The sequence below is a fragment of the Trebonia sp. genome, from assembly GCF_049794275.1.
In the GTDB taxonomy this organism is placed as follows: Bacteria; Actinomycetota; Actinomycetes; order Streptosporangiales; family Streptosporangiaceae; genus Trebonia.
In genome coordinates, this window is sequence record NZ_JBARCR010000241.1 from 1 (window position 1) to 4,625 (window position 4,625).

At 68.4% G+C, this 4,625-nt stretch carries 4 protein-coding genes and 1 pseudogene; all 5 read right to left on the reverse strand.

Annotated elements, in window-relative coordinates; genetic code table 11:
* Positions 1-193: pseudogene (locus WA805_RS06935) on the reverse strand (hypothetical protein); the annotation flags it as partial.
* A gap of 19 nt (positions 194-212) precedes the next feature.
* Positions 213-1,211: an amidohydrolase family protein gene (locus tag WA805_RS06940; RefSeq protein WP_422274293.1), complete on the reverse strand. Its 999-nt coding sequence runs from the start codon at positions 1,209-1,211 to the stop codon at positions 213-215.
* A 145-nt stretch (positions 1,212-1,356) separates the two neighbouring features.
* Positions 1,357-2,445 carry an ABC transporter permease gene (locus WA805_RS06945; RefSeq protein WP_422274295.1) on the reverse strand — a complete coding sequence of 363 codons (1,089 nt, stop codon included), beginning with the start codon at positions 2,443-2,445 and terminating at the stop codon, positions 1,357-1,359.
* On the reverse strand, positions 2,442-3,983 hold the full coding sequence (locus WA805_RS06950; protein WP_425241922.1) for a sugar ABC transporter ATP-binding protein: 1,542 nt from the start codon (positions 3,981-3,983) through the stop codon (positions 2,442-2,444). Before WA805_RS06950 ends, WA805_RS06945 begins: the two co-directional genes overlap by 4 nt.
* On the reverse strand, positions 3,984-4,625 hold a 642-nt coding region (locus tag WA805_RS06955; RefSeq protein ID WP_424560945.1), incomplete at its 5' end, for a hypothetical protein.

Here is a 4,625-nt window from a genome sequence, read left to right on the forward strand (position 1 = left end):
GCACGCCGGGCTCGCACTCGGCCGCGAAGGCGGCGCCGCGCAGCTCGCTGAGCTCGGCGAACGAGTAGTCGCCGCCGCGGAAGGCGAGAGCCGGGTTGCGGTGGTCGGCGGCGGCGCGTTGCCCCCACTGCTCCGGTGGCGTGCTCAGCTGCGGGCCGTGCGAGGTCCCGATGCCGAGGGCGATCTGTGCCATGGTTGACGCTCCTGTCCGGTCAGATGCGGAACAGCTCGCGGGCGTTCGTCTCGAACAGTTGCTTGCGCTGCCCGTCGTCAAGCCAGTCGATGTCCTCGATCAGCAGGTGGATGTCGTCAACCCAGCGCCCGGTCCGCGGGTCGCGCGTCGAGCCGGTGCCGGGTTTCTCGGTGCCGAACAGGCAGCGGTCGGTGCCCACCGCTCGCAGCAGCAGCTCGATCGAGTCCCTGGTGTAGAGGCAGGTGTCGTAGTAGAGCTTGCGCATCTGCTCCTCGAATGTGATCCCGGCACGCAGCGCCCCCGGCTGGAACCGGCCGCGCTGGTACGGGATCGCGCCGCCGCCGTGCGAGACGATGATCTTCAGCGTGGGGAAGTCATCGAGGACGGAGCTGGACAGCATCGCCGCGACGGCGAGCGTCTCTTCCTGAATGAAGTGCAGCGAGTAGCTCTCCCTGGCCGGCGGCCTGCAGCCGGCCGAGTGGATGAGAACCGGGACGTCGAGCTCGCACACCGCCTCCCAGACCGGGTACCAGAACCGGTCGCTCAGCGCTGGCGGCTGCGCGGCGCCCTCGTACGGGTCGGGGTTCAGCATCGCCCCGACGAAACCGAGGTCGGTCACGCAGCGGCGCAGTTCCTTCGTCCAGCGCTCCGGCGTGGTCTCCATGCTCTGCGGCATCCCCGCGATCCCGCGGAAACGGCCCGGCTCGATCCGGCAGGTCCGCGCGATGGCGTCGTTGGTCTCCTCGGCGAACCATTCCACGAGCTTGGCCTGCTCGCTGTGCATCATCTGGTAAGGCCGCGGCGAGATCAGCTGGACGTCCACGCCGGCCTCGTCCAGGTGCCGCAGGTGCGACTGGTTCCCGAAGGTCCTGTTCGGCTCGGTCAGCGCGGCACGCAGCGTGTCGTCGGTGACGCCCGCGCTGCCCCGGCCATGCGCACCGCGGTGGGCGAGCAGGTTCGCCTTGTAGGCGTAGAGCGACTCAGGCGCGCTCAGGTGGCCGTGCACATCGATCTTCATGTCGCCTTCCAAGGGTAGTGGTTGCTGCGGTTCAAGCTCAGGCCCCGTGCCGTTCCTGCTCTAGGGGTGAATGAGCCAAGTGCCCGCCCCCATCCGCGAACCCAAGGCGTCGGGAGCCGCCACCGTACGTTCGGGATGATGATTTTCAGCCGGAACCACCAGAGACCTTGGCATCCTCGACATCCAGTTGCCTGAGCTGCTGGGCGCGGAACTGGCGGGCCTGCATACGAGCGGCCCACGTGGAGAAGGCGACCGCGAGGATAAGCGCGGCACCGTTGATCAGCGGCGAGACCCACTGTGAAGCGCCCAGCAGGACCAGTCCCGAAGAGACGAACGCGAGGAAGAGCGCGGCCACGAACAGGCCGAGCACGTTCGGCCGTCCGGGAGAAAATGCCGTCGAGCCGAGAAAGACGGCCGCGAAGATGGGCAAGAGCAGGGCGTCGGCGGTTCCGGCGGCGGTCGCCGACCCGAGCTGACCGGTGAGGACGACTCCGGCGATGCCCGCCAGGGTGCCGCCGAAGGTGAAGCTCGCGATCCGGTACAGGCCAGGGCGGATCCCGGTCAGGGCTGCCGCACGCGGGTTGGCGCCAACCGCGCGCAGCTTGCGCCCTACTGGCAGGTAGCGAAGGACGGCCGCGACGACGAGCATCGCCACGATCCCGTACACCACCGCTAGCGGGACGAGGCCGAAGACCTGATGCTGGACCATGGCGGTCACGCTGCTCGGCACCGTGAGGATGTCGGTGCTGTGACTGTAGGCCAGCCCGACGCCGCCTATCAGAGTTGCCATGCCGAGCGTCGCGACGAACGATGTGACCTGCAGCTTCACGACAATCAGACCGTTGAGGAGACCCACAGCGGTGCTGACCAGGATCGCGAGGACAACCGCGACGGGGGTTGAGATGTGGTCGTTGGTCGTCAGGCCCGCGAGGAAGATGTTCGACAGCGAGATGTTCGCGGCGACGGACAGGTCGATCTCGCCGGTCAGCAGGGTCATCATCACTGCCAGGCCGCCGATGATGACCGGCGTCTGCTGATCCAGCGTGGTCTTGACGTTCGCCCAGCTCGCGAACTCCGAAGGGCGCGCGAGGCTGAAACCAGCGAAGGCGACGATGAGGAAGATGAGCAGGCCGTACTTGCCGACGCGCTCAGTCATTCCCCTGGGGATCTTCTCCCGCGGCGCGCCTCCTCCCGCCAGGGACGTGCGCTCGGCGGGATTGGTCGGGGCAGTCATACCATTCCTCCGTATGCCATCTCGGTGAGCACCTCGGGGTGGAGTTCCGCGGACCCCAGTTCGCCGACGACGACCCCGCGCCGCATAACGAGGGCTCTGTCGCAGAGGTCGACGATCTCCTGGAAGTCGGTGCTGATCACGAGCGCTGCCGTGCCGTTGTTCTCGCAGTCCGCCCGGATCTGCTTGTGGATGTCGGCCTTGGCGCCGACATCGACGCCGGCCGACGGTTCGTTGAGGATCACCAGGCGGCGGTCGAAGCCAAGCCACTTGGCCAGCAGGATCTTCTGCTGGTTGCCCCCGCTGAAGGTCGATACCTCACGGTCGGGGGCGGGCGGCGCCACGCGGAACGTATCAAGCAGCCTTCGGCACGTCTCGTCGTCCTTCTTGCCTCGCAACGGCTGCCACCACCTCCCCGGGGGACTCATCAGCATGTTCTCGGCGGCGGTGAGGGCCCCGGCGAGTCCGTCCGCGGTCCGGTTAGCCGGAATGAAGCCGATTCCCGCCCTGAGCGCGTCACGTACGCCGTTCGGGCTGAAACCGGTGCCGTCGACCGCAAGCCTGCCTCCGGATGCGCTGACGTCGCCGACGAGGGCACGGCCGACCGCGAACTGCCCCGCGTCGGCCAGCCCGCAAAGCCCGAGCACCTCGCCCTCGTGCACGGAGAACGAGACCGGCCCGAAGCCGGCGCCGCGCAGGGTGTCCACCATCAGCCGCACCGGCCGGCCGGCCGGTGCCGGCGGACGGCGTGGCGCGCTGTCTGACGCGTCAGCGCGGCCGGTGATAAGCCGGATCAGCTTCACCTCGGACAGTTCACGCGCCTCCCGCCGGGCGACCGTGCGGCCGTCGCGCAGCACCGTCACCCGGTCACAGACGCGCAGCACGTCCTCGCTGCGATGGCTGATCAGCACGCAGGCGACGCCGTCCGCACGGAGGCCGGAGAGCAAGTCAAACACCTTCCTGACCTGCCGCGCCTCCAGATACGCGGTCGGCTCGTCCAGCACGATGAGCTGGGCGCCTTCGGCGAGCGCGCGGCAGACCGCGACCAGCGTCTGATCGGCTAGGGGCAGCATGCCGGCCGGTTTGGTGACGTCGCAGTCAAAGCCGATGCGCTCGACGGTCTCCGTGGCCCGGCTGATCGTCGCGCGCTCGTCGATGATCTTTCCGCGGCGGCGGAAGCCGCTGGACAGGGCGATGTTGTCCGCCACCGAGAACTCCGCGAACAGCCCGAGGTCCTGGTGGATGAACGCCAGTCCTGCCTTGCGCCGCTCGCTCGGTCCGCCGCTGGCCGGTTCTCCGAAGAAGCGCAGCTCGCCGCCGTCGGGTCGCTCGACTCCCGCGAGGAGCCGCACGAGCGTCGACTTCCCGGCGCCGTTCTCGCCGAGGAGGCCGTGGATCTCGCCGGCGAGGACCTGGAAGTCCGCGCCGGCGAGAGCCACGGTCGGCCCGTACACCTTCCGCAGGCCGGCCGCGTCAACGGCGAGTTCGGCCGCGACAGGACTGCCCGTCGATGTCGCGTCGGACCGCACGTCGCCGCTCATTCAGCTCGAGACTCCCAGGATCACGCTCTTGAGCTGCGGAACATGCCATGCCGTTGCGAAGGGGGACAACCAGTCGTTGGTCTGGAGTTGCGCCGCCGTGATGGCCGGGAAGTTGGGCGCGGGCGCCTGCTGCTGGGTCCAGTAGGTGATCGGAATCCGCAGCGACGTTTCCGCGAGCGCCTGCTTACCCTGCTCCAGCCGGTTGATGTTGTCGATGGCTTCGAGTACGAGAAGCGCGCCGGGCCCTTCCACGACCAAGGGCAGCTTGCCCTGGCTGAGTAGCTGGACGTCCTCCGGAGACGCGTCGTCAACCAGCAACTGGGCGTCGGTGTCGGGAGAGGCGGACATCCCGTCGAGCACGGGCGTCAGCGGCAGGCCGCCGGTGGGCCAGATCACATAGTTGACGCTGGGGTGCGCGGACAGGGCCGAGCTGGCGTTGCTCTGGATCTGGGTCGGGTCCGTGAACGAGGTCGGGTTGAACTGCTGGATGACCGTGGTACAGCCGCTGCACGCCTGAAGGTAGCTCTGGGCGGCACCGACATTGACGTCACTGAATCCGGGCGCCTCGACCAGCATCGTGTTCGCCTTGCCGTTGGTCTTCGCGACCGCCCAGGCTGCGAGCAGGGCCTTCTGGACACCTTC